Genomic DNA, 22,265 nt, shown 5'->3' with positions numbered 1-22,265 from the left:
GAAATATAATAAAAATTCACGTTTTATCCTCATTTCGCTTTTATACTAAATTAAATTTTAAACTTTTCGACCTCTCACCATGCCAAAAATAAAGCCAATCAAACTTGTTATTATTATCCTCTGTATAGCAGTTATTGCTGTATTAGCTTGGAAATTTTTAAAGCCTAAAGAGCAGCAGCCTCAATATATTACAGCTGAGGTAACACGCGGAGATATTGAAAATAATGTCCTTGCAACAGGTACACTTGATGCAACCAAACTGATTAGTGTGGGTGCACAGGTATCTGGTCAGGTCAAAAAGATGTATGTACAGTTGGGCGATCAAGTGAAACAAGGTCAACTTATCGCACAAATTGACTCAACCACCCAAGAAAATAGTTTAAAAACTTCTGATGCGAATATTAAAAATTTAGAAGCGCAGCGCCTTCAACAAGTTGCTTCTTTAAACGAAAAACAACTTGAATACCGCCGTCAGCAACAAATGTATGCGCAAGATGCAACGCCTCGTGCAGATTTAGAATCGGCTGAGGCAAGCTATAAAACAGCTCAGGCGCAAATTAAAGCATTAGATGCACAGATTGAATCTGCAAAAGTGACAAAATCTACGGCACAAACCAACATTGGTTACACACGTATTGTTGCTCCAACTGATGGAACGGTTGTCGCGATTGTGACTGAAGAAGGCCAAACCGTAAACGCAAACCAAAGCGCACCAACAATCGTCAAAATTGCAAAATTACAAAACATGACGATTAAGGCACAAGTCAGTGAAGCTGACATTATGAAAGTTGAAAAAGGACAACAAGTTTACTTTACAACCTTAGGTGATGAAACTAAACGCTACGCAACTTTACGTCAAATTGAGCCTGCTCCTGACTCAATTTCTAGCGAATCAACAAGTACAACAAGCTCAACAACCAGTTCGGCTGTTTACTACAATGCCTTATTCGATGTGCCAAATACCGATGGTAAATTGCGTATTGATATGACTGCACAAGTTTATATCGTATTAAATTCAGCTAAAAATGCTCTACTCGTTCCATCATCAGCACTGAGTTCTAAACAATTTTCAGGTCAAAGAAAATCAGGTCAATCCTCTGATAAATCAAGTTCTTCACCTGAAGCAGCTAAAAAATCTCAAGGAAACGGAGCTCGTCTACAACGCCTAAACTTGACTGCTGAACAAAAACAACTGGTTGAACAAGGTAAATTGACGTTAAGTGTTGTACGCGTATTACAAGCTGATGGCACAACTAAACCAACTCAAATTTTGGTTGGCATTAACAACCGTGTAAATGCGCAAGTTCTTGCGGGCTTAAAACAAGGTGATCAAGTTGTCATTGCCGATAGTGCCGATACTTCTGCTGCATCAGCAAATAGTAGTAATAACCGTCGCCGTAGTGGCCCAATGGGAATGTAAGCATGACAAAACAAGCTTTGCTTGAAGTCAGCAATCTAGTCCGGGAATTCCCTGCTGGCGAAAGCACGATACAAATTTTAAAAGGCATTGATCTGACCATTTATGAAGGTGAACTGGTTGCCATTGTCGGCCAGTCGGGTTCTGGTAAATCGACCCTCATGAATATTCTGGGTTGTTTGGACCGACCTACGAGTGGTAGTTACAAAGTCAATGGACAAGAAACAGGTAAACTTGAGCCAGATCAACTCGCTCGACTACGTCGTGAATATTTTGGTTTTATTTTCCAGCGCTACCATTTACTGGGCGACTTATCTGCCGAAGGTAACGTAGAAGTTCCAGCTGTTTATGCAGGTGTTACGCCTTCTGAGCGTAAACAACGTGCAACGGCTTTACTGACCGAATTAGGGTTAGGCACTAAAACACTTAATAGACCAAGCCAGCTCTCTGGTGGTCAGCAGCAACGTGTTTCTATTGCCCGTGCGCTGATGAATGGCGGTGACGTTATTCTGGCAGATGAACCGACGGGGGCACTCGACTCTCATAGTGGTGTTGAGGTGATGCGTATCTTGCGTGAACTCAATGCTGCAGGTCACACTATTATTTTAGTCACCCATGATATGCAAGTTGCAAAAAATGCGACTCGTATTATCGAGATTAGTGATGGAGAAATTATTAGTGACCGTCCTAATGTCCCAGATCAAGCAGCCGAACCAATCAAGACTGATCCTGATGCGGCGCCTGCTTTGCAAGGTAAACAGAAGAAAGGCAAAAGTATTTCTGCATGGCGTTCTACTTTAGACCGTTTATCTGAAGCCTTTCAAATGGCTTTACTGTCTATGAATGCCCACCGCATGCGTACTTTTTTAACCATGCTTGGGATCATTATTGGTATTGCATCGGTTGTTACGGTTGTCGCGCTAGGTAAAGGCTCTCAACAGCAAATTTTAAGCAATATTAGCAGTCTGGGAACAAATACAATTACCGTGTTTCAGGGCCGTGGTTTTGGTGACAACTCTAAAACTGCAAGTTTTAAAACCTTGGTCCCTGCCGATGCCGATGCGTTAATGACTCAACCGTATGTCAGTGCAGTAAGCCCAATCGTCAGCACATCCAAAACCATGCGTTATCAACAAAATGAAGCTAACGCGACCATTAATGGTGTGAGTAACGATTATTTCGATGTGAAAGGTTTGGTCTTTAAAGATGGACAAACTTTTGATCAACGTAGTGTTCGTGATCGCTCACAGGATGTAGTCATTGATACCAATACTCAAAAACAGTTCTTTAGTGACGGTACCAACCCTATCGGTCAAGTAGTGTTACTCGGTAGTGTACCAGCTCGTATTATTGGCATTGTAGAACCGCAAACGAGTGGCATGGGCTCAGATGACACTTTAAATGTCTATATGCCTTATACAACCGTGATGAGCCGTATGCTGGGGCAAACCCATGTCCGTAATATCGTGGTTCGTATTAATGACAAATATTCAACTGCTGCCGCAGAAAATGCGATTGTAAATTTATTAACACAGCGCCATGGTGCACAAGATATTTTCACTATGAACAGTGACAGTATCCGTCAAACCATTGAGAAAACAACTAGCACAATGACCCTTCTGGTTTCAGCAATTGCCGTAATTTCATTGGTCGTTGGTGGTATCGGGGTAATGAATATTATGTTGGTTTCGGTGACTGAACGTACTCAAGAAATTGGTGTACGTATGGCCGTAGGTGCGCGTCAAAGTGATATTTTGCAGCAATTCCTGATTGAAGCAATTTTGGTGTGTTTAATTGGTGGTGTGCTTGGCGTCTTACTATCGCTTGGCCTTGGGCAACTTATTAATAAATTTGCTGGTGGTAACTTTAGTGTGGCTTATTCAAGCACCTCAATTATTGCAGCCTTTGTCTGTTCAACACTGATTGGGGTCGTTTTTGGTTTCTTACCAGCCAAGAATGCCGCGAAGCTTGACCCTGTTGCCGCACTATCTCGAGAATAAGGAAAATTGCATGTCTTTCTCTATGACTAAACTCAGCACAGCACTTCTTCTCACAGGTTCTCTTGTAGGATGTGCAGCTGTAGTAAAAACACCTTATGAAACGCCTGCGGTACAAGTTCCGGGTAGTTTTCAGTATGACACAACAAAAACAAAAACCATGTCTGCCGATCAATACTCTGATCGTTGGTGGACGCTTTTTAACGACGCACAGCTCAACCAACTCGTAAACAACGTATTAGAACGTAATAGCGATTTGGCTGTTGCTGGTATTACCTTAAAGCAAGCCCGTCTACAAGCTGACTTAACCGCTAACAAACAAGGCTTGCGAACGAGCTCTAGTGTTTCTACAGGACATTCTTTCGATTTAAATTCGGGAGATGACAGTGCTAAAGGTCTTTCCATGAGTGCTGGGGTAAGCTATGAGCTTGATTTGTTTGGCAAGCTTGCCCGCCAAACCGAAGCAAGTAAATGGGAAGCTTTAGCGACAGAACAAGACTTACAAGCCACGGGGCAAAGTTTAATTGCAACCACTGCCAAACTCTATTGGCAACTCGGTTATTTAAATGAGCGCTACACAACTGCCCAGCAAAGTCTAGCAACCTCTCAAAAGCTTTATGACTTAGTACAGATTCAATATAAAGCTGGTGCCGTTTCAGGTGTAGATCTGACTCAAGCAGAACAATCAGTACAAAGCCAGAAAGCGAGTTTAAGCCAGATTGAACAACAACTGGTTGAAACACGTACGGCTATTGCAGTGCTATTGCATGAACCATTGCAGCAATTAAACATTCAAGAGCCAAAGCGTTTACCACGCACTGCTCTACCTGCAATTGGTGCTGGCTTACCTGCCGACATTTTATCGCGCCGACCTGATTTGCAAGCAAGTGAGCTCCGCTTAAGAAAAGCATTAGCAACTAAAGATGCTACTAAGGCGAGCTACTACCCTTCGATTAGCTTAACCAGCAGTCTAGGCTCAAGCAGCACATCGTTAACGGAGTTATTACGTAACCCTGCTCTCACGCTTGGTGCAAGTTTAAGCTTACCATTTTTGCAATATAACGATATGAAGAAAGATATCGCGATTAGTAATCTGGATTATGAAAAAGCGATTATTCAATATCGTCAAACGCTTTATCAGGCTTTTGCTGATGTCGAAAATGCTTTATCGAGTCGTACCGAACTCGACAAACAAGTAGCGTTACAAGAACGTAATGTTGAACTTGCAGAAAAAACTGAACGTTTAACCGAAGTCCGTTATCGCTATGGTGCTGTTGCATTAAAGGCTCTTCTCGATGCACAGCAAACCACACGTACTGCTCGCTTAAGCCTCGTTGAAACCAAGCAAAGCCAATACAACGCGTATGTCACCCTCATGCAAGCTTTAGGTGGTTCCCCTGTAAAAGAACTGCAGCAATAACTTGTACCAATTAAAAAAGCCGTAGTCCTTCAACTACGGCTTTTTTATGGCTGAATAAATTTTAAAACTTATTCATCATCCATCATAGATTGGCTCATACCTACAGTATTGAAACCAGCATCTACATATAGAATTTCACCAGTAATACCTGAAGCCCAAGGTGAGCATAGGAATAATGCGGCGTTACCAACTTCTTCAATCGTTACGTTACGTTTTAATGGCGCAACTTTTTCATTGGCATCTAACATTTTACGGAAAGATTTAATACCAGAAGCAGCTAAAGTACGGATTGGGCCCGCAGAAATCGCGTTTACACGGATACCATCAACACCAAGGCTTGATGCTAAATAGCGAACACCAGCTTCTAAAGAAGCTTTTGCCATACCCATAACGTTATAGTTAGGCATAACGCGCTCAGAACCTTGGTAAGTCAAAGTCAATAAACAACCTTGGCGAGCTTGTAATAAAGGTTTTGCAGCACGAGCCATTGCAATAAAGCTGTATGCACTGATGTCATGAGCAACTTTAAAACCGTCACGGTCAGTCACGTCAGTGAAGTCACCATCAAGCGTGTGTGCAGGTGCAAAGCCAATTGAGTGCACAACACCGTCTACACCATCCCAATGTTTTGCAAGTTCTGCAAATGCATTATCAATTTCAGCATCAACAGCAACATCACATGGAAACACAAGCTTAGAACCGAATTGCTCAGCAAATTCATCCACACGCTTTTTTAATTTTTCGTTTGGATAAGTAAACGCAAGCTCTGCACCTTCACGGTGTAATGCTTGGGCAATACCAAAAGCAATTGATAATTTACTAGCAACGCCTGCAATCAAAAAGCGCTTACCTGCTAAAAGTCCTTGTGTCATGCCGATCTCACTCAAAACAATTTCAAGCATAATGCCAATATTCGGCGGTTTTCGAAATTGCATAATGCATCTTTTTTCAAAAATCGCACGAAAAAAAATCGCTCCTGATAAGGAGCGACTTCTAGATGAATTCAATCTTAGTCGTCAGACAGTAAGCCTAGTAAACGTAAGAAAGAAATATACATCCATACTAAAGTTGCAAGTAATGCGATACCACACAACCATTCCATGAATTTTGGTGCACGATAAGCTGCATTAGTTTCAATTAAATCAAAATCTAAAATCAGGTTAAGTGAAGCAATGACAGCGACAAATGCAGCAAAACCAATACCTAACCAGTTACTTTCAAAAATATAAGGAACGCTTGAACCAAAAGCTAAACGCATGACCAGCTGCACGATAAATACAATAAAGATTGCCAAAGATGCAGAGATTACAACTGACTTAAACTTTTCAGTTGCGCGGATAATTTGGAATTTATATAAACCAAACATCACCAAAGTGGTGACAAAGGTTGCTAATAAAGCCTGAAGTGGAACACCTGGGTATTTCAACTGGAAAGTAAACGAAATACCACCTAAAAAAGCCCCTTCAAATAAGGCATACGGAATTGCCAATGTTGGCGCAGTCGTTGGTTTAAACGTTGTAATTAAAGCTAAAACCAAGCCACCGATTGCACCCACAATTGAAGCTGCGTAAGCAATACCAACATTTGCAGTAAAGGCTGCATAGAAAAATAAAGCGACACCCACCGCAGCTGCAATGACCGTCAACATAACAGATTTTTGAATCGCACCTTGCACAGTCATCGGTTGACTATAGTCACTGACCGTTTCAACACGAGTCAGTATCGGGTTATTACTTTGCATAAATGCTCTCTTTTTATAATAAAAATTTAAAACATCATTTTAAGCAAAATGAATATGAAAGCCAAATTAAGCAATTGGCATTATTGTAACAAGGTCCTTTAAGTAATAAAAAAGGAGGCAATAGCCTCCCTTTCATATCACGTCTACAACGTAATCAATCTTTACCATCTGTATTCATGATAAAGAAATATTCGCGGTAATATTTCAACTCTGAAATTGAGTCACGAATATCATCCATTGCCAAATGTGATGCATTCTTTTTCAGGCCACTCATAATTTCAGGGCGCCAGCGTTTTGAAAGTTCTTTTACCGTAGATACATCAAGATTACGATAATGGAAATACTGCTCAAGTTCAGGCATAAGACGGTGTAAGAAACGGCGATCCTGACAAATTGAGTTACCGCACATTGGTGAAACTTTTGGATTCACCCATTTTTTTAGGAATTCTAAAGTTTGTAACTCAGCATCACGGGCTGTTAATTTACTGCGACGAACTCGTTCAATCAGACCAGACTGCCCATGTTGACGAGTGTTCCATTCATCCATTGCATTTAAAATACGATCAGGTTGATGAATCGCCAAAACTGGACCTTCGGCAAGTACATTTAAATGATCATCTGTAATAATTGTTGCGATTTCAATAATTTGGTCATTATCGGTATCTAATCCGGTCATTTCCAGATCAATCCAAATTAATCGTGTATTTAAAGTACTGCTCATGAATGTACGTTCTAAAATGCCGTAAAAACATCAATAGTAGCAAATTTCTTGCTTCCGCGCTGTAATTCTATAGCTGCTTCATGCTATTTTTGCGGTCTTCAAACAATGGTTTTTTTGGGATATGAATGGCTTTAATTCGTAAGCGTCGTTTAACTGAACAACAGCAACGTCGTATTGAAAAACAGCATAAAACTCGCCAAGAAGAGATCGATACTTCACAGGATCTAGATGGACTCGTTGTACAACATTATGGCCGTCAACTTGAAGTACAAGCCCTCTCTGTACCTGAGCATCACCCAGAAAAACCACAAGTTGCCGAAGGAGAACCAGAACCATTCTGGAAGCCGATCGAACTCAATAGCGTTTGGCGTTGCCATACTCGAACTAATCTTGAGTTACTTGTAACTGGTGATCGTGTTAAATGGCAGGCAGATCCAAATACGGGTTTAGGCATTATTACAGCCATTCACCCACGTACATCTTTACTTACCCGCCCTGACCGCTATCACAAAGTTAAACCAGTGGCTGCGAATATCAGTTTGATTGTGATTGTATTTTCACCGCTTCCTGAACCAGCTCCAACGTTAATTGATCGATATTTAGTTGCTTGTGCAGATGCAAATATTCCTGCTCTTTTGGTCCTCAACAAGTCTGATTTACTCACTGAAAATGACCCAATTCTTACCCTATTAGAAGAATATAAAACCTTGGGTTATGAGGTGATGATTTGTCAGTCGAAGAAGGGAGATATCTCTGCTTTATCTGAGCGTTTAGATGGTGAAACCGTAGCATTTGTAGGCCAGTCAGGCGTAGGGAAAAGCTCTTTAATTAATGTGCTCATTCCAGATGCAGAGCAAAAAACCAATGTTATTTCTGAAAACTCTGCACTTGGACAACATACGACAACCTCTACGCGCTTAATCAACTTCGGTAAAAATGGTGCCTTAATTGATTCTCCGGGAATTCGTGAGTTTGGGCTTTGGCATCTCGATTTAGAAAAAATTCGTATGGGCTTTCCTGACATTGCCGCACATCTAGGATCTTGCCAATTCCGTAATTGCACACATACTCATGAAAAGAATTGTGGGCTAAAACAGGCCGTTGAAGCGGGTGAAATTTTGCCACGACGTTTAGATAGCTTTTTGCGTTTAATCGATGAGATTCAAGAAGCGCAGCAAAAAAACTGATTTTCTGCCCTATTTGCCCTTGAAGTGGTGATTTTGATCACCATCTATATACGCTATACTCTAGGTCAATTTTGTTTTTTAATTTTTTTAGGTGACTTGTGGAACGCTGGTTAGAGTTTATGGGGAATCACCCCATTTTGTTTGGTACGCTCGGAGTCTTGATCGTGTTGTTCTTCATTTTTGAAGGTCAACGTAATGGTCGTAAAATTTCTCCACAGTCGCTTGGTATTTTAGTGAAAGCGAAAAATGCTCTTTTGATTGACTTACGCGATAGCAAAGATTTCCGAGAAGGTCACATTAGTGGCAGTCGCAATATTCCGTATAGCCAAATCGCAAGTCATGCTGACGAATTAAAAGCAAGTGACCGTCCACTGGTATTTATTTGCAACTTGGGGCAAGTTGCGGGAAGTGCTTTGCAAAAAGTTGCTCACCACGATAGCTATCGTCTTGATGGTGGTATTAGTAACTGGAAAGCACAAGGCTTACCTCTTGTTAAAAGCAAACCAAAAGCTTAAGGAGAATTATCATGGCTGCAAATGTCATTGTTTACTCAACTTCTGTATGCCCGTATTGTGTTCGAGCTAAACAGTTACTTGAGCGTAAAGGTGTTGCTTATAAAGAAGTAAATCTTTCTGTTGAAGCGCCAGAAGTACGTGTTGAATTAATGCAACGCACAAATCATCGTACTGTCCCACAAATTTTCATTAACGATCAGTTTATCGGTGGTTTTGACCAACTTTATGCTTTAGAGCGCGAAGGTAAACTCGACGAATTATTGGCTTAACATCGCATCCATATTAAGGAAAAAACAATGAGCGAAGAACAACAAGTTCAACCACAATTAGCTTTAGAGCGTATTTATACAAAAGATATTTCTTTTGAGGTTCCTGGGGCGCAGGTTTTTACTAAACAATGGCAACCTGAACTTAATATCAATCTGTCTTCTGCTGCAGAAAAGATTGACCCAACTCACTTTGAAGTTTCTTTAAAAGTTGTGGTACAAGCTGATAACGACAACGAAACAGCGTTCATTGTAGATGTAACTCAATCAGGTATTTTCTTGATCGACAACATTGAAGAAGAGCGTTTACCTTATATTTTAGGCGCATACTGCCCGAATATTTTGTTTCCGTTCTTACGTGAAGCTGTAAATGATTTAGTAACTAAAGGTAGCTTCCCACAGTTACTTCTTACTCCAATCAACTTTGATGCAGAGTTTGAAGCTAACATGCAACGTGCTCAAGCTGCTGCTGTTGAAGGTCAAGCTTAATATTTTAGCTTCTCCTTTTAATAAAAAAACCGCGTAATACGCGGTTTTTTTATGTGTGCTATTAAAATTATTAAAGATCAAGTGAGTGAAGCTGAATAGATGGAAACTGAAAGCCACGGCAAGATAACTCTGAACGCCATGCAACGGTTAATATCATATTGCCAATAATAAAATTTTGATAGGCAAATGTCCCATTAAGTGGGTGAGAACAGACTCCACCATGATCAGTAGAATGTGCCTGAGTATTTAATGTATTTAAATCTAGGCGTATGCCTAGTCCTGAAGCTTTTAAAACGGCTTCTTTAGTGGTCCAGACTTTGAACCAATATTCTCTATTTTGTTCTAAGCTTAGCCATGTTTCATATTCATCTGGATGAAATGCATGTTTTGCTAAAGCGTCTAAGCGTACATTTCGATCCAGTTCCTCAACGTCTACCCCAATATCTTTAACATGTTCGCTCATGGCTAAAGCGTAGTATTGTTGGCTATGTGAGTGATTAAAATGCAAAGTGTGATTCAACAAATAAGGTTTACCATGTTCATGCTTGGCAAACTCCAATTCCATTGAATTGATTTGTAGTTTCTCTGCAATCAGTCTATTTCTGACACTCTGTATTTGTTGTTTTTTATAATGATTAAATGAACGGAAGTCTGGAAAGTTTTGTTGTTCTTGTTTTAAAAACTCATTGAGCTTTCCTATATAAACTTCAATTTTCCTATCATTCATCTTTCTAAATCCATCCCATGAGGGACTAAAGCTAATATAAAAAATACCAATAACTTATTAAACCATGTAATAAAAAACCCAAAGAAGACTTTGGGTTTTTGAACAGTAAAAAACTTAACGGTTAAATTTTTTCTCTGCTTTCTTAAATTTCTGAATATAGCGACGGCGACGTGCAGCAGTACGTTCATCAACCTGACTCTTACGACCTTCAAACGGGTTTTCAGAAGTTTTAAAGTCAATACGAACTGGCGTACCTTCAAGTTTATATACTTTACGGAACACATTTTCTAAGTAACGACGATAATCGGCAGGTGTCTTATCAACCTTATTACCATGGATGACGATAGTCGGCGGGTTCTGACCACCCATATGCGCATAACGCATTTTAATACGACGTCCGCTAATCATTGGTGGTTGATGGGCTTCTGTCGCATCACTCAAAATTTGAGTCAATTTAGCTGGTGATACTTTTAAGTTCGCAGACTCATAAGCACGGTGGATAGAAGGATATAAATCACCTACCCCAGTTCCATGTAAAGCAGAAATTAAATGGATTTTTGCCCATGGAATAAAGTCAAAACGACGCTCAACATCAAGCTTACATTGCTTGCGGTCATATTCAGACATGTTATCCCATTTGTTGATGGCAATAACCATGGCACGACCAGCTTCAAGCGCATAGCCAATTAAATGCAAGTCTTGCTCAACAATACCTTCACGCGCATCGACTACAACTACGACAACATGTGCATCTTTCATTGCTTGCAAAGTTTTAACAATTGAGAACTTCTCAATCATTTCATCAACCTTACCTTTACGACGCACACCTGCTGTATCAATTAAAGTGTATTTACGGCCTTCACGCTCAAAAGGAATGTAAATCGAGTCACGCGTTGTACCTGGTTGGTCAAATGCCACCACACGGTCTTCACCAAGCAAACGGTTGACCAGTGTTGACTTACCAACGTTAGGACGACCAATAATTGCTAAACGTAAGCCAGTATCTTTGTCATGTTCTTCAGGATTTTCATCTTCTGGAACTTCCGCAAGTACATCTTCCAGCATTTGCTGTACACCACGACCATGGCTAGCGGCAACTTGTAATGGTTCACCCATACCAAGTTTGTAGAACTCAACCAAAGCTGCTTCGGCATGAACACCATCTACCTTGTTCGCAACAAGATAAATTTTCTTACCTAAAGTACGTAGTTCACGAGCAATTTGCTCATCAGAAGCTAACAATCCCGCACGAGCGTCAACCACAAAAATAATAATATCTGCTTCGTTGATCGCTGTTTTTGACTGCTCGGCCATGTAGTTATCAATACCGCCTTCGCTCTCACCGATACCACCAGTATCAACAACAATGAAAGACTTATTTTGATAAGTCGCATCACCATATTTACGGTCACGAGTCAGACCCGCGAAGTCGGCTACAAGTGCATCACGACTCTTGGTAATCTGGTTAAATAACGTTGATTTTCCGACATTCGGACGACCAATGAGCGCAATAACGGGTTTCATACAATAACCTTAATTCAAGACCAGCCATATCTCATGGCATGAGCATTAGAAACAATACAGGAGATATATTTTAAGGTCAGATATGACCATAATAAAAGACGGGGCTTTGAACTGATTTAATTCAAACACCCCGATATTTTTTTAACAGCGTAATTTGTTAAGCGGCTATTTTAGCACAAGCAAACGAAATTAACGATTCTGCCAAATACTTAAATCGCCTTTTCTGGTCGAAACAAAAAGTTGGTTCTCAATAACACGTAATGTATTGACCTCACCACTTGTTTTTGAACGACCAATCAACTTACCTGTTGCAGGATCAACAAGATGTAATACGCCATCTAAATCACCAACAATAAGGTCCGATCCCAACACAACAGGGTTACTTAAATGACGGTTTAATAAACTATCATTTTGCCAAACTTGTTCGCCTGTCGTTAAATCATAAGCAGTTAACTTACCATCAGTTGATGAAACAAATACTTTATTGTCATAAACTTCTGGACGCTTCGTACTGCTTGAGTCTTCACTCCAAACTACACGTTGCGAAGCTAGATCAGTTACAGTCACTTGCCCTTGGAAACTTGTAGTTACCATAAACTGTCCAGCAACAGTAGGATCACCATCGATATCAATCAAACGTTGAATATCAGAACGACCTTCACTTACCGCAACACGGCGTTGGAAACGTGGAATACCACTAATCGTATCAATTGCATAAACATACGCATTCGCAGATGCGATTAATACAGTACGCGGGTCAAGACTCACCGGTGACGCCTGACCACGTAAACTAAATTGGACATTTGGTAATTTATAAGCCCAAACTTGTTGGCCTGAAGCAGCATCATGGGCAAATACAGTACCATCATTAGCAATGGTAATAACGCGTCCAGACTGAACTAAAGAAGGACTTAATAGTGCACCAGATAACTGCGCAGTCCACTTTTGTTCACCTGTTACCTGATCTAAAGCAAAAAGCTGACCTTTACTATTACCAATAACGACAATTCCTTCAGCAGCTTCAACACCAGAGCTCAAGCCTAATTTGCTGACTTTTTTCTCCCAAAGACGTTGCTTACCACGATATGCAGCGACTTCACCTTTTGGATCAAGTGTAAAGACCACGCCCTCACTTGCATCAAGCTGCAAACGTAACGGATCTGCCTTATCAGTAGAAGAAACACTGCGCGAAAACACGGGTACTAGAGTCTTTTTCGACTCAGTCAATTTCGGTAGTGGATTTGGTTTTGCTTCTTTTACTTTGTTGCTAGAACATCCCACCAGTACAGCTGATGCGATTGCAATTGCCAAAGGCAGTTTGAATTTCTGATTCATTAAGACTCTTCCACCTGTGTTTCCAAAATTGGGCGCTCAATCTGTGGATCTTCAACTAAAACGCCAACACTTTCGAGTTTAATTTGTAAAATTTGTCGTTCTTGTTTACGTTCCAGTAACGAATCCCATGCAGCTTGATACGCTTTTTTAGCAGAATCAACATCTTTCTTAGCAACAAAGATATCACCACGTAACTCTTCTACTGTTGCTTTAAACGCAGGATCGACGTTACCAGACAAGGTTTTTAATGCTTCATCATATTTGTTTTGCGCCAATTGTGCATCTGCTAAACGCAATTTTACAACCTGAATCAAACCTTCATCTTTTACTTTTGAATTTTCGACTTTCTTCAATGCTTTTTCAGCAACAGCATAGTCTTGTTTTTCATAAGCTAATTTTGCTAATACGAACTGAGTCTGTATCGCCTGAACAGAATCGATATCATCTTTTACGATTTTATCTGCCGATGCAGTTAACGAAGTTAAAGCATTAGGATTATCAGCACTTGCATTTGCTTCATCCATTAACTGCTGTACTTTTGCAGTTTCTGTCTGGCTGCTCGCAAGATTTCTTTTTTGCCAATATTCCCACCCAAAAAAGGTAATCAATGCAATGAGAATCCCGCTAATCATGGCAGAACCATATTTTTTGGCGAACGACTTTAAGCTGTCGAATTGTTCTTCATCACTTAAGCTCATGTGATTGTCCTTTTCCAGATGTTTCAGTTTATTTTGTAAATTTTTCGATTAAGAATGGTACAAGCTCAGCCAACGCAACTTGAGACTGCTCAGCTGTTGCTAACTCTTTGATAGCAAGTTGCTGCGCTTCCCATTCACGCTCACCTAAAATCATGGCGTAAACAGCCCCAGCCTGATCAGCTTTTTTCATCTGACTCTTCATGCTGCCTTGTGAACCTGTTTTGATTCGAATACTGCTATTTGCAGCTTCTAACTGGTCACGTAATTGTTCTGCTAAAATCAAAGCTTTGGTTTGATAAGCAGGTTCTGCAACCAAGAAGACTTCACAATCACGTATAACTTGAGCCTGTTCAACTTGCTCAACCAGAAGCAATAAGCGCTCCATCCCCATCCCAAAGCCAACAGCTGGTACAGATTGATCGGCCTTACCTTTTAGCTGACCAACAAGACCATCATAACGACCACCGCCGCACACAGTACCTTGCGAACCAAGTGCAGTTGTTGTCCATTCAAAAACGGTTTTGTTGTAATAGTCCAGACCACGCACCAATTTTTGATTAATGACAAATTTAACACCCGCAGCAGTCAAATAATCTTGCAATTGTTGGAAGTGACTTAAACTATCTTCTTTTAAAAAGTCATACAATTTCGGCGCATTTTCTAGAATTTTCTGAGTCGATTCAATTTTAGAATCTAAAATACGTAATGGATTTGTTGTTAAACGACGCTGTGAGTCTTCATCCAACGCATCTTTATGCTCGTTTAAAAACGCAACTAAAGCATTACGGTATTCTGTACGCTCATCTTTTTCACCCAAAGTATTTAACTCAAGTTGAACCATGTGATCAACGCCCATACGTTTCCATAAACGAGCGGTCATCAAGATAACTTCAGCTTCAATATCAGGAGTCGCAACACCGAAAGTTTCCACACCAAATTGGTGGAACTGACGGTAACGTCCTTTTTGTGGTTTTTCATAACGGAACATAGGTCCCATATACCACACGCGTGGCGTAGCACCGCGCAACAAATTATGTTCAACCAAAGCACGAACACAACCTGCTGTACCTTCCGGACGTAAGGTTAATGACTCAGGTGGATTGCCTTTGTCAAAAAAGGTATACATTTCTTTTTCAACAATATCGGTAGCATCACCAATAGCACGTTTAAACAAGCCCGTTTGTTCAACGATCGGCAAACGAATTTGTTGATATCCATAAGCATCCATTAAAGATGCCAAATGTTGCTCGAGACGTCTCCACGCTACTGTTTGCGTTGGCAAGATGTCATTAAAACCTTTGATTGCGACGATTGAACTCATGATGAACTACGAATAATTTCTTTAGATTTAGCTTCTTCAAGCTCTTGGACACGTTGACGAACCATAGTTTCGATTTCATCAACCAATTGATCGGTATCGATTAAATGGCTTTTTTCACCATTACGATAAACCAATGAGCGAGGCGCAGCCCCAACAACCCCGATGTCAGCTTCTTTTGCTTCACCCGGGCCGTTTACTTTACAACCAATTACCGACACATCCATTGGAGTACGAATATCTTCTAAACGCTCTTCCAATGCTTGCATTACCTGAATAACATTAAATTCTTGGCGAGAGCAACTTGGGCAAGCAATAAAGTTAATCCCGTTAGAGCGAAGCCCTAGTGATTTTAAGATATCAAAACCAATCTTGATTTCATCTTCCGGTTCGGCGGCAAGCGAAATACGCATCGTATCGCCAATACCTTCCATCAACAATCCACCAAGAGCAATCGCTGACTTCACAGTACCTGTACGGTAAATACCAGCTTCAGTCACACCAAGATGTAATGGGTTATCAATTTGCTTTGAAAGTAAACGATAAGCATCCATGGTTAAAAACACATTTGAGGCTTTTACGCTGACTTTAAATTCATGGAAGTTGAGACGATCTAAAATATCAATATGACGTAGTGCTGACTCAAGCAACGCCTCACCTGTAGGCTCGCCATATTTCTTTTGTAAATCTTTTTCTAAAGAACCCGCATTGACCCCAATACGCATAGAAATGCCATGATGACGTGCCGCAGCAACAACTTCACGCACTTTCTGATCTGAGCCGATATTACCTGGGTTAATACGTAAACAGTCTGCACCATAGTCTGCAACTGCCAGAGCAATTCTATGGTCAAAATGAATATCAGCCACCAATGGAACTGAAACACGTTTACGGATCGCACCAAATGCCTCAGCAGCCTCCATAGATGGGACCGAAACACGCATAATATCAGCACCTGCATCAACGCAACGCTCGATTTGAGCAACGGTTGCATCGACATCGCAAGTTTCGGTATTTGTCATACTTTGCACACTAATAGGTGCATCGCCACCGACATACACCGAACCAACACGGATTTTACGTGTTGGTCGACGTTTAATTGGGTTCTCTATCATTGTATCGCTCAACTCATGGTATTAGCGGGATAAACGGAATTCTGCTTTACCGTTTACCGTATATGGAGACAATGAAATCTGTTCTTGGTTTAGACTTAATGACACAGCGGTTGCATCATCAAGACGAATCTGGAATGGAGACTCACCAGTTAAGTTTAAAGTTGATGACTGACGACCTGTCGCCAAAACTTTACCTGTTGCATCAACAATATGAACAGAAGTTGGTCGGTTAAAGTTTAACACCAATTGATCACCCACTGTTGAGGTGGTAGCCCCTTGCATAGGTAAAACTTCAACATTCGATTGATTTACTTTAGGTAAATCAGCATCTTCTTTCTTTGAAGTCCATTTTTGGACACCCATAACAAGCAATGACACAACAGCAAGAATTACAACAGCAAGAAGTGCGCGCTTTAACCATTTCTTATTACGATCACTATTAGAACCCGGGAGTTTACCCATGATTTTAATTGGTGAATTATTTAAGGCATGATTTGGTAACAGCCCAGTATCATTTGCATAAATCTCATCGAAACGCTGAATAATTGCCGTCGCGTCCGTATTCAAATATTTTGCATATGAACGGTAATAACCCTTAATGAAAGTCGCTTCCGGCAATGATTTATAGTCATCTTGCTCTAAAGCGGTCAAGGTCTTAACCGGCATATTTAAATCTGAAGAAACTTGCCCTAACTCTTTATTCTGAGCAACTCGAATTTGACGTAAATACTCACCAGGACGTTGAATATTTCCTAAAGCAGAAGTCGGTAAGCTTGAGCCAGTTGGCTGCTGTGAATTAGGATTTATTTCCATACGGCCTCAGTACTATACTGTAATTGCAAATAACGTTGATATTCTGGACTTTCTGGGAACAAAGCACGTAACTGGTTTACTAACACTTGCATTCCCATTTTATCCGCATTGGCTCGAGCCACTCTTACACCAATCCAAAGTGCTCTTGCACCCTGATTTTTCTGCCCCACTGTACGAACATATTGCTCATACATTTGTGTAGCAGCCGGAATCTGCTGCTGCAAATAAAAAATTTCCGCTAACTCTAACATTGAAATATAAGAGTCGCGGTTAGCAAGGAGTGCTTGTTTGAATGTTTTTTCAGCATTCGCAACATCACCCAATTTTAAATAAATACGCCCCAGATTTTCTAATGCCTGATAGCGTTGGTCATAACCTAATGTTGCGCCAGCAATACGAAATTGCTCAACCGCATCATTATAACGCTCCATTTGATATAAATAAGTACCATAATTATTATGTGCTTGAGCATTATCCGGTTCAGATGAAATTGCTCGTTTAAAATAATGTTCTGCTTTTTCTAAATTGGGTTTGCTACCTTCTTGCTGTAGCAAAATACCCATCATCATATTTGCAGTAGCATCGCGGCTATCTACATTTAAAGCTTGATCAAGAGCTCGCTTTGCTGAGTCCAAGTCACCCGAACGGATATGTTCAGCAGCAAGTTGTGTACGCACCTTTACCGCTTTCTCTGGATCTTTTTTTTGCGTATGCGTTGTCTGGCAACCACTTACCAGAAATGCAACTGCAATCCCCATACATAAGACCGTTTTTAACTTTGGAATACTCAAAGCCTGCCCTCAATTTATCCTTGTGTACGCAAAATCTCTTGACGCTGTGTGACTTTTTTCTGCCACTGTTCAGCACGACGGGTTCTGTCAGCCACTTGACCCACTAACTGCCCACATGCAGCGTCAATATCATCACCACGTGTTTGACGAATCGTACACACAAATCCCGCATCAGACAAAGTTTTTTGGAACGAGATAATACGATTTCGGCTTGAGCGACCATATGGCGCATGCGGGAACGGGTTAAACGGAATCAAGTTAATTTTACTTGGTAAATTTTTTAATAATTTAATCATTTGCTGTGCATGTTCAGGCTGATCATTTACGCCTTCTAACATCACATATTCAATAGTCACATGTTTACGCGTACTTTCATTACCATCTTTGGCAATATAACGCTGACATGCTGCAATTAACTGAGCCAATGGATATTTTTTATTAATAGGTACTAATTCGTTACGTAATTCATCGTTTGGCGCATGTAAAGAAATGGCTAAAGCCACATCAATGTCTTTTGCAAGCTGGTCAATTTTCGGTACAACACCTGATGTCGATAAAGTCACACGACGTTTTGACATGCCATAAGCAAAGTCATCAAGCATAATCTGCATTGAGCTTAATACAGCATCATAGTTGAGCAATGGCTCACCCATGCCCATCATCACAACATTTGTCACTGAACGTTCGCGCTCAGCAACAGGCACTTCTTCCATATAAGAATAGTTTGCCATCCAGAGTTGCCCAATAATTTCATCTGGCGTTAAATCACGTTGGAAACCTTGTTTACCTGTTGAACAAAATGAGCAATCTAATGCGCAGCCCACTTGAGAGGAAATACAAAGCGTTTTACGTAATCCAGTTTTATCTTCGGCAGGAATTAATACAGTTTCAACTAAAGAACCTGCACCCTCACCTACGCGAAACACCCACTTACGTGTACCATCTTTTGAGTAATGACGGTGAACCACTTCAGGAGCTTTAATTTCACAAATCTGTTCAAGCTTCGCACGTAGTTTGCCTGAAATATTGGTCATTTCAGCAAAGTCAGTAACAAAGTATTGATGTATCCATTTCATGACCTGTCCGGCACGAAACTTCTTCTCACCAATATCTTCAAAGAATTTTTCTAACTCAGGACGAGACATGCCGAGTAAATTCACTTTATTTTCGGCAGCAGGGATTACCGGCGTGGACGAAGATTGCTGCTGTCCATCAAGATTTTCAGATGAAACGACCACTGCAGAACTCATGTGTATTTACCTAAACCATGTCAAAAAACTGAAGATATTGTTCAAGAATCAAACAATATTCTCTTAAGAGAATAAAAAAACCAGATAAGTAGTATACCACTTATCTGGTTTGAATGCTTTCGATTAACGAGTGCGTGGGCAGATCTCGTTGTCAGCAAAGAAGTAAGCAATTTCACGCTCTGCAGAAGCAACTGAGTCAGAACCGTGAGCAGCGTTTTCGTCGATGCTTACAGCGAAGTCAGCACGGATAGTGCCAGGAGCAGCTTCTTTAGGGTTTGTAGCGCCTAAGATTTCACGGTGTGCAAGAACTGCATTTTCGCCTTCAAGAACAGATACTACAACTGGACCAGAAGTCATGAATGCAACTAAGTCACCAAAGAAACCACGTTCTTTATGCTCAGCATAGAAACCTTCAGCATCAGCTTGAGAAAGGTGTTTCATTTTAGTCGCAACAATTTTTAAACCCGCTTTTTCAAAACGAGCAAAAATTTCACCGATGTGGTTTTTAGACACTGCATCAGGTTTTACGATAGACAAAGTACGTTCAATAGCCATGAGTGGCTCCTTTATTTTAAGATTTAAACTTTAAAAAATTTGCCGCATTATACCGATGTCATAGGCAATAATCAGCTTTGAATGTGTAAAAGTTGCGATTTTTTCTACTGTTTTTAGCGAACTTCGTCTATCCAGGCCATCTGAATGCCTTCTAGCAATCCTTCTGTCGATTTATTTGGGTCATCACTGAAGTCTGGCAATGCACACACCCATGCATGTAAATCGGTAAAACGGATCCATTGCGGATCAACTTCTGGATGTGCTTCTGACAATTCAATAGCAATATCAATCGTATCTGTCCAACGTAAGCCCATAGCGGCTCCTATCTGTTTAATCTGCTAAATCACGAACTGTGTACTTTAGCAAATCCACAAACCTAATCGATAGCTTAAGCTGATAAAAATTACCGATGCTTATAAAGCGATGTTCAATAATGGCGCCACAAAAATAATCGTAGCCGCGACCGCTGCACCAATTAGCGCACCAACAATCACATCACTTGGGTAATGAAGGCCCAGTACCATCCGAGACAAAGCGACAAGCACCATAAATGGGAACATTGCTGCAAGTAGAACTGGCTGGATATAACCCAATACAATTGTCACCATGACCGCATGAAGCGTATGACCCGATGGAAAGCTAAAATGATCAAGTGGTCTTTCACCGAGCACAATCACCTGATGCACTTGATAAGGACGAGGTCGCGTTGTTTTGTGTTTTAAAAATTTATAGATTGCCGTGCCAATAGAACCACCTAATAACAAGTAGATGATTTGTATGCTATAGGTGATGCCTTGCATCCCCCACACGATTGCCAGCATGAGGTACCAAAATGGGCCGTCACCCACACGACTGATGATTTTGAAGAAAAGGGCAACACGCTGTGAGTGAGAGAAATTGTTAAGATATAAACAGCCTCTTAAATCTAAATCGAGTATTTTTATTTTTGCATTCTTAAATTTCATGGTCATTCTCCTATTTTAGGATACTTAGGTGAAGTCCACAGAGGGCTCCTTCACTACCTGATAAAATGCCTGCTCCAATTGCTGAACCGGAAGTTGCCAACCGCTTTGCTGTACTTTATGACAGGCTTGCACGCCCATTTCTCTAAGTTGTTGTACTGAAGGAAGCTGATAAATTTGTTGTATAAAGTGGCTTTTTTGTCCAAGTGGGCTTAACCAGCCATTCACACCATGTGTTAAGTATTGATGTGCACATGCATAATCATACGCTATAACTGGTAAACCGCTTGCCATTGCCTCTAAAACTACGTTACCAAACGTTTCAACTTGACTCGCAAATACGAATACGTCTGCACTCGCATATGCAGCAGCCAAATCTTGACCTCTCAGACTTCCGGTAAAGATAACACCCTTCGCTTCAGGTAGTGACTTTAAACGAGCAAAATCTGGGCCATCTCCCACAATAACTAATTTCGTTTTATGTGGCTGAATGCTTTGTAGGCTCGCATAACTATCAATGAGCACTTGCACTTCTTTTTCAGGAGACAAACGCCCCACATAAAGCATAACGCGAGTATTCTCATCGGCATCCCATTGCTTTCGCAAATTTTCAGAGCGATGCTTTGGTGAAAATCTGGTTGTATCTACGCCGCGTCCAACCACAACTAGCGGACAAGTAATACCAAAACCGCGTAATGCTTCTTGTGTATCTTTACTTGGCACACAAGTCACTTGAGTATTATTGTGAAACCAGCATAGGTATTTTTGAATCGGTTTAACCAAAAAAGCCAAATCGAAGAATCGACTAAAATCTTGAAATGGCGAATGAAAGCCGCTAGAAACTGGAATAGCTTTTGCCTTAGCAGCTTGCATGGCAGTTAAACCTAACGGTCCTTCGGTCACAATGTGCACCACATCCGGTACAAACTTTTCAAAAGCTTTCGATACTTTTAAATATTGTGGCCAACCAAATTGCAAAGTCGGATATTTTGGAATCGCCTGCGACATCACCAGACATTCTTGCTCTGGCGTAAAGTCATGACATTTTGCCTTTTGCTCTGGACGAATCAGTAAAATCTTATGCCCCTGTTTTTGTAAACCTTGGCATAGTTGTAATAATGAAAGTGCCACACCATTAATTTCAGGTGGCCAAGTTTCCGTCACAATCGCAATTTTTAAACGTGGGCGCACCAAATCATGCAGTGAATGCGTATTAGATAGCTGCTGCTTTTGTTTAAAAAAGAATTGGAAGCTTTCAGGAAGTTGCTGTTGTTTTAATAGTGCTGTCGCGTATGAGCTTTGCATAGCGCCATCCATCAATGTATTTATTTTCATGCTTAAAGATTAAGCAGCTTTTTTGACATTTTGATGATAAATGCGTGACAGTTTACTGACATGAAAAATAAAAAAAGCACACTAATAAC

23 protein-coding genes are annotated in these 22,265 nt (G+C 40.7%); 7 read left to right on the top strand and 16 right to left on the bottom strand.

Going from position 1 to position 22,265, the window contains the following annotated elements; translation table 11 throughout:
• The first annotated feature begins 79 nt into the window (after positions 1-79).
• Genes ACO6UW_RS03215 through ACO6UW_RS03205 form a run of 3 tightly spaced genes read left to right on the top strand, consistent with a single transcriptional unit; the run spans position 80 to position 4,834 of the window.
• Positions 80-1,420 carry a MacA family efflux pump subunit gene (locus tag ACO6UW_RS03215; protein WP_017482042.1) on the top strand — a complete coding sequence of 447 codons (1,341 nt, stop codon included), beginning with the start codon at positions 80-82 and terminating at the stop codon, positions 1,418-1,420.
• 2 nt (positions 1,421-1,422) lie between these two features.
• Positions 1,423-3,417, top strand: coding sequence for a MacB family efflux pump subunit (locus tag ACO6UW_RS03210; protein ID WP_017385757.1), 1,995 nt, complete (start codon positions 1,423-1,425; stop codon positions 3,415-3,417).
• Positions 3,418-3,439: 22 nt separating this feature from the next.
• The gene (locus ACO6UW_RS03205) at positions 3,440-4,834 is read left to right on the top strand and encodes an efflux transporter outer membrane subunit (RefSeq protein ID WP_080612982.1); all 1,395 of its coding nucleotides are present in this window, start codon (positions 3,440-3,442) and stop codon (positions 4,832-4,834) included.
• Positions 4,835-4,902: 68 nt separating this feature from the next.
• Here ACO6UW_RS03205 and ACO6UW_RS03200 read toward each other — a convergent pair whose 3' ends face one another.
• The 3 genes from ACO6UW_RS03200 to orn all read right to left on the bottom strand — a co-directional run bounded on the left by ACO6UW_RS03200 (position 4,903) and on the right by orn (position 7,296).
• Complete coding sequence (locus ACO6UW_RS03200) at positions 4,903-5,706, bottom strand: enoyl-ACP reductase FabI (protein WP_023274323.1); 804 nt, start codon at positions 5,704-5,706, stop codon at positions 4,903-4,905.
• 137 nt (positions 5,707-5,843) lie between these two features.
• Entirely contained in the window at positions 5,844-6,575 is a 732-nt protein-coding gene (locus ACO6UW_RS03195; RefSeq protein ID WP_065388066.1) for a Bax inhibitor-1/YccA family protein, read from the bottom strand.
• A gap of 154 nt (positions 6,576-6,729) precedes the next feature.
• Entirely contained in the window at positions 6,730-7,296 is a 567-nt protein-coding gene (orn, locus tag ACO6UW_RS03190) for an oligoribonuclease (protein WP_000099436.1), read from the bottom strand.
• Between the two features lie 125 nt (positions 7,297-7,421).
• On the opposite strand from orn, the gene rsgA reads away from it, so the two are divergent.
• From rsgA to secB, 4 genes are all read left to right on the top strand, one after another.
• Complete coding sequence (rsgA, locus tag ACO6UW_RS03185) at positions 7,422-8,483, top strand: ribosome small subunit-dependent GTPase A (protein WP_005066188.1); 1,062 nt, start codon at positions 7,422-7,424, stop codon at positions 8,481-8,483.
• Positions 8,484-8,581: 98 nt separating this feature from the next.
• Complete coding sequence (locus tag ACO6UW_RS03180; protein ID WP_000443006.1) at positions 8,582-8,998, top strand: rhodanese-like domain-containing protein; 417 nt, start codon at positions 8,582-8,584, stop codon at positions 8,996-8,998.
• Positions 8,999-9,009: 11 nt separating this feature from the next.
• Positions 9,010-9,267 carry a glutaredoxin 3 gene (gene grxC, locus ACO6UW_RS03175; RefSeq protein WP_002114715.1) on the top strand — a complete coding sequence of 86 codons (258 nt, stop codon included), beginning with the start codon at positions 9,010-9,012 and terminating at the stop codon, positions 9,265-9,267.
• 27 nt (positions 9,268-9,294) lie between these two features.
• A complete protein-coding gene (gene secB / locus ACO6UW_RS03170) occupies positions 9,295-9,753 on the top strand; it encodes a protein-export chaperone SecB (protein WP_002115005.1) in 459 nt (152 codons plus the stop codon).
• A 70-nt stretch (positions 9,754-9,823) separates the two neighbouring features.
• Here secB and ACO6UW_RS03165 read toward each other — a convergent pair whose 3' ends face one another.
• The 13 genes from ACO6UW_RS03165 to ACO6UW_RS03105 all read right to left on the bottom strand — a co-directional run bounded on the left by ACO6UW_RS03165 (position 9,824) and on the right by ACO6UW_RS03105 (position 22,158).
• Positions 9,824-10,480, bottom strand: coding sequence for a 4'-phosphopantetheinyl transferase family protein (locus ACO6UW_RS03165; protein ID WP_057077320.1), 657 nt, complete (start codon positions 10,478-10,480; stop codon positions 9,824-9,826).
• A gap of 114 nt (positions 10,481-10,594) precedes the next feature.
• On the bottom strand, positions 10,595-12,004 hold the full coding sequence (der, locus tag ACO6UW_RS03160) for a ribosome biogenesis GTPase Der (protein WP_005066184.1): 1,410 nt from the start codon (positions 12,002-12,004) through the stop codon (positions 10,595-10,597).
• Positions 12,005-12,193: 189 nt separating this feature from the next.
• Positions 12,194-13,339, bottom strand: coding sequence for an outer membrane protein assembly factor BamB (bamB, locus tag ACO6UW_RS03155; protein WP_057077319.1), 1,146 nt, complete (start codon positions 13,337-13,339; stop codon positions 12,194-12,196).
• Positions 13,339-14,037, bottom strand: a complete 699-nt coding sequence (locus tag ACO6UW_RS03150) for a YfgM family protein (protein WP_057077318.1) — start codon at positions 14,035-14,037, stop codon at positions 13,339-13,341. The genes bamB and ACO6UW_RS03150 overlap by 1 nt, the downstream gene beginning before the upstream one ends.
• 28 nt (positions 14,038-14,065) lie before the next feature.
• Complete coding sequence (hisS, locus tag ACO6UW_RS03145) at positions 14,066-15,358, bottom strand: histidine--tRNA ligase (RefSeq protein WP_057077317.1); 1,293 nt, start codon at positions 15,356-15,358, stop codon at positions 14,066-14,068.
• Complete coding sequence (gene ispG / locus ACO6UW_RS03140; protein ID WP_002115078.1) at positions 15,355-16,470, bottom strand: flavodoxin-dependent (E)-4-hydroxy-3-methylbut-2-enyl-diphosphate synthase; 1,116 nt, start codon at positions 16,468-16,470, stop codon at positions 15,355-15,357. Before ispG ends, hisS begins: the two co-directional genes overlap by 4 nt.
• Before the next feature lie 21 nt (positions 16,471-16,491).
• Positions 16,492-17,283, bottom strand: a complete 792-nt coding sequence (locus ACO6UW_RS03135) for a helix-turn-helix domain-containing protein (RefSeq protein WP_002114935.1) — start codon at positions 17,281-17,283, stop codon at positions 16,492-16,494.
• Positions 17,274-18,074, bottom strand: a complete 801-nt coding sequence (gene pilW / locus ACO6UW_RS03130; protein WP_212808517.1) for a type IV pilus biogenesis/stability protein PilW — start codon at positions 18,072-18,074, stop codon at positions 17,274-17,276. The genes ACO6UW_RS03135 and pilW overlap by 10 nt, the downstream gene beginning before the upstream one ends.
• A 14-nt stretch (positions 18,075-18,088) precedes the next feature.
• Entirely contained in the window at positions 18,089-19,324 is a 1,236-nt protein-coding gene (gene rlmN, locus ACO6UW_RS03125) for a 23S rRNA (adenine(2503)-C(2))-methyltransferase RlmN (protein ID WP_002115097.1), read from the bottom strand.
• Positions 19,325-19,447: 123 nt separating this feature from the next.
• A complete protein-coding gene (gene ndk, locus ACO6UW_RS03120) occupies positions 19,448-19,879 on the bottom strand; it encodes a nucleoside-diphosphate kinase (protein WP_000963851.1) in 432 nt (143 codons plus the stop codon).
• Positions 19,880-19,992: 113 nt separating this feature from the next.
• Positions 19,993-20,193: a Fe-S cluster assembly protein IscX gene (gene iscX / locus ACO6UW_RS03115; protein WP_004698764.1), complete on the bottom strand. Its 201-nt coding sequence runs from the start codon at positions 20,191-20,193 to the stop codon at positions 19,993-19,995.
• Between the two features lie 99 nt (positions 20,194-20,292).
• Positions 20,293-20,844, bottom strand: coding sequence for a phosphatase PAP2 family protein (locus ACO6UW_RS03110; protein ID WP_057077315.1), 552 nt, complete (start codon positions 20,842-20,844; stop codon positions 20,293-20,295).
• A gap of 24 nt (positions 20,845-20,868) precedes the next feature.
• Positions 20,869-22,158 (bottom strand): glycosyltransferase family 4 protein, encoded by a 1,290-nt coding sequence (locus ACO6UW_RS03105; protein WP_081038253.1) that lies wholly within the window; start codon positions 22,156-22,158, stop codon positions 20,869-20,871.
• Between the last annotated feature and the right edge of the window lie 107 nt (positions 22,159-22,265).

The sequence above is a fragment of the Acinetobacter sp. JADD-222 genome (assembly GCF_049310645.1).
Note: the sequence above shows the minus strand (reverse complement) of the source record. Positions and strands in the feature narration are given on the sequence as shown.

Coding starts and splice junctions, on each gene's coding strand:
- ACO6UW_RS03105 (WP_081038253.1), bottom strand. CDS start 22,158: ATGGATGGCGCTATGCAAAGCTCATACGCGACAGCACTATTAAAACAA.
- ACO6UW_RS03195 (WP_065388066.1), bottom strand. CDS start 6,575: ATGCAAAGTAATAACCCGATACTGACTCGTGTTGAAACGGTCAGTGAC.
- bamB (WP_057077319.1), bottom strand. CDS start 13,339: ATGAATCAGAAATTCAAACTGCCTTTGGCAATTGCAATCGCATCAGCT.
- der (WP_005066184.1), bottom strand. CDS start 12,004: ATGAAACCCGTTATTGCGCTCATTGGTCGTCCGAATGTCGGAAAATCA.
- ACO6UW_RS03150 (WP_057077318.1), bottom strand. CDS start 14,037: ATGAGCTTAAGTGATGAAGAACAATTCGACAGCTTAAAGTCGTTCGCC.
- grxC (WP_002114715.1), top strand. CDS start 9,010: ATGGCTGCAAATGTCATTGTTTACTCAACTTCTGTATGCCCGTATTGT.
- ndk (WP_000963851.1), bottom strand. CDS start 19,879: ATGGCTATTGAACGTACTTTGTCTATCGTAAAACCTGATGCAGTGTCT.
- ACO6UW_RS03215 (WP_017482042.1), top strand. CDS start 80: ATGCCAAAAATAAAGCCAATCAAACTTGTTATTATTATCCTCTGTATA.
- orn (WP_000099436.1), bottom strand. CDS start 7,296: ATGAGCAGTACTTTAAATACACGATTAATTTGGATTGATCTGGAAATG.
- ispG (WP_002115078.1), bottom strand. CDS start 16,470: ATGATAGAGAACCCAATTAAACGTCGACCAACACGTAAAATCCGTGTT.
- rlmN (WP_002115097.1), bottom strand. CDS start 19,324: ATGAGTTCTGCAGTGGTCGTTTCATCTGAAAATCTTGATGGACAGCAG.
- ACO6UW_RS03135 (WP_002114935.1), bottom strand. CDS start 17,283: ATGGAAATAAATCCTAATTCACAGCAGCCAACTGGCTCAAGCTTACCG.
- ACO6UW_RS03110 (WP_057077315.1), bottom strand. CDS start 20,844: ATGAAATTTAAGAATGCAAAAATAAAAATACTCGATTTAGATTTAAGA.
- ACO6UW_RS03200 (WP_023274323.1), bottom strand. CDS start 5,706: ATGACACAAGGACTTTTAGCAGGTAAGCGCTTTTTGATTGCAGGCGTT.
- ACO6UW_RS03205 (WP_080612982.1), top strand. CDS start 3,440: ATGACTAAACTCAGCACAGCACTTCTTCTCACAGGTTCTCTTGTAGGA.
- iscX (WP_004698764.1), bottom strand. CDS start 20,193: ATGGGCTTACGTTGGACAGATACGATTGATATTGCTATTGAATTGTCA.
- ACO6UW_RS03210 (WP_017385757.1), top strand. CDS start 1,423: ATGACAAAACAAGCTTTGCTTGAAGTCAGCAATCTAGTCCGGGAATTC.
- hisS (WP_057077317.1), bottom strand. CDS start 15,358: ATGAGTTCAATCGTCGCAATCAAAGGTTTTAATGACATCTTGCCAACG.
- secB (WP_002115005.1), top strand. CDS start 9,295: ATGAGCGAAGAACAACAAGTTCAACCACAATTAGCTTTAGAGCGTATT.
- ACO6UW_RS03165 (WP_057077320.1), bottom strand. CDS start 10,480: ATGAATGATAGGAAAATTGAAGTTTATATAGGAAAGCTCAATGAGTTT.
- rsgA (WP_005066188.1), top strand. CDS start 7,422: ATGGCTTTAATTCGTAAGCGTCGTTTAACTGAACAACAGCAACGTCGT.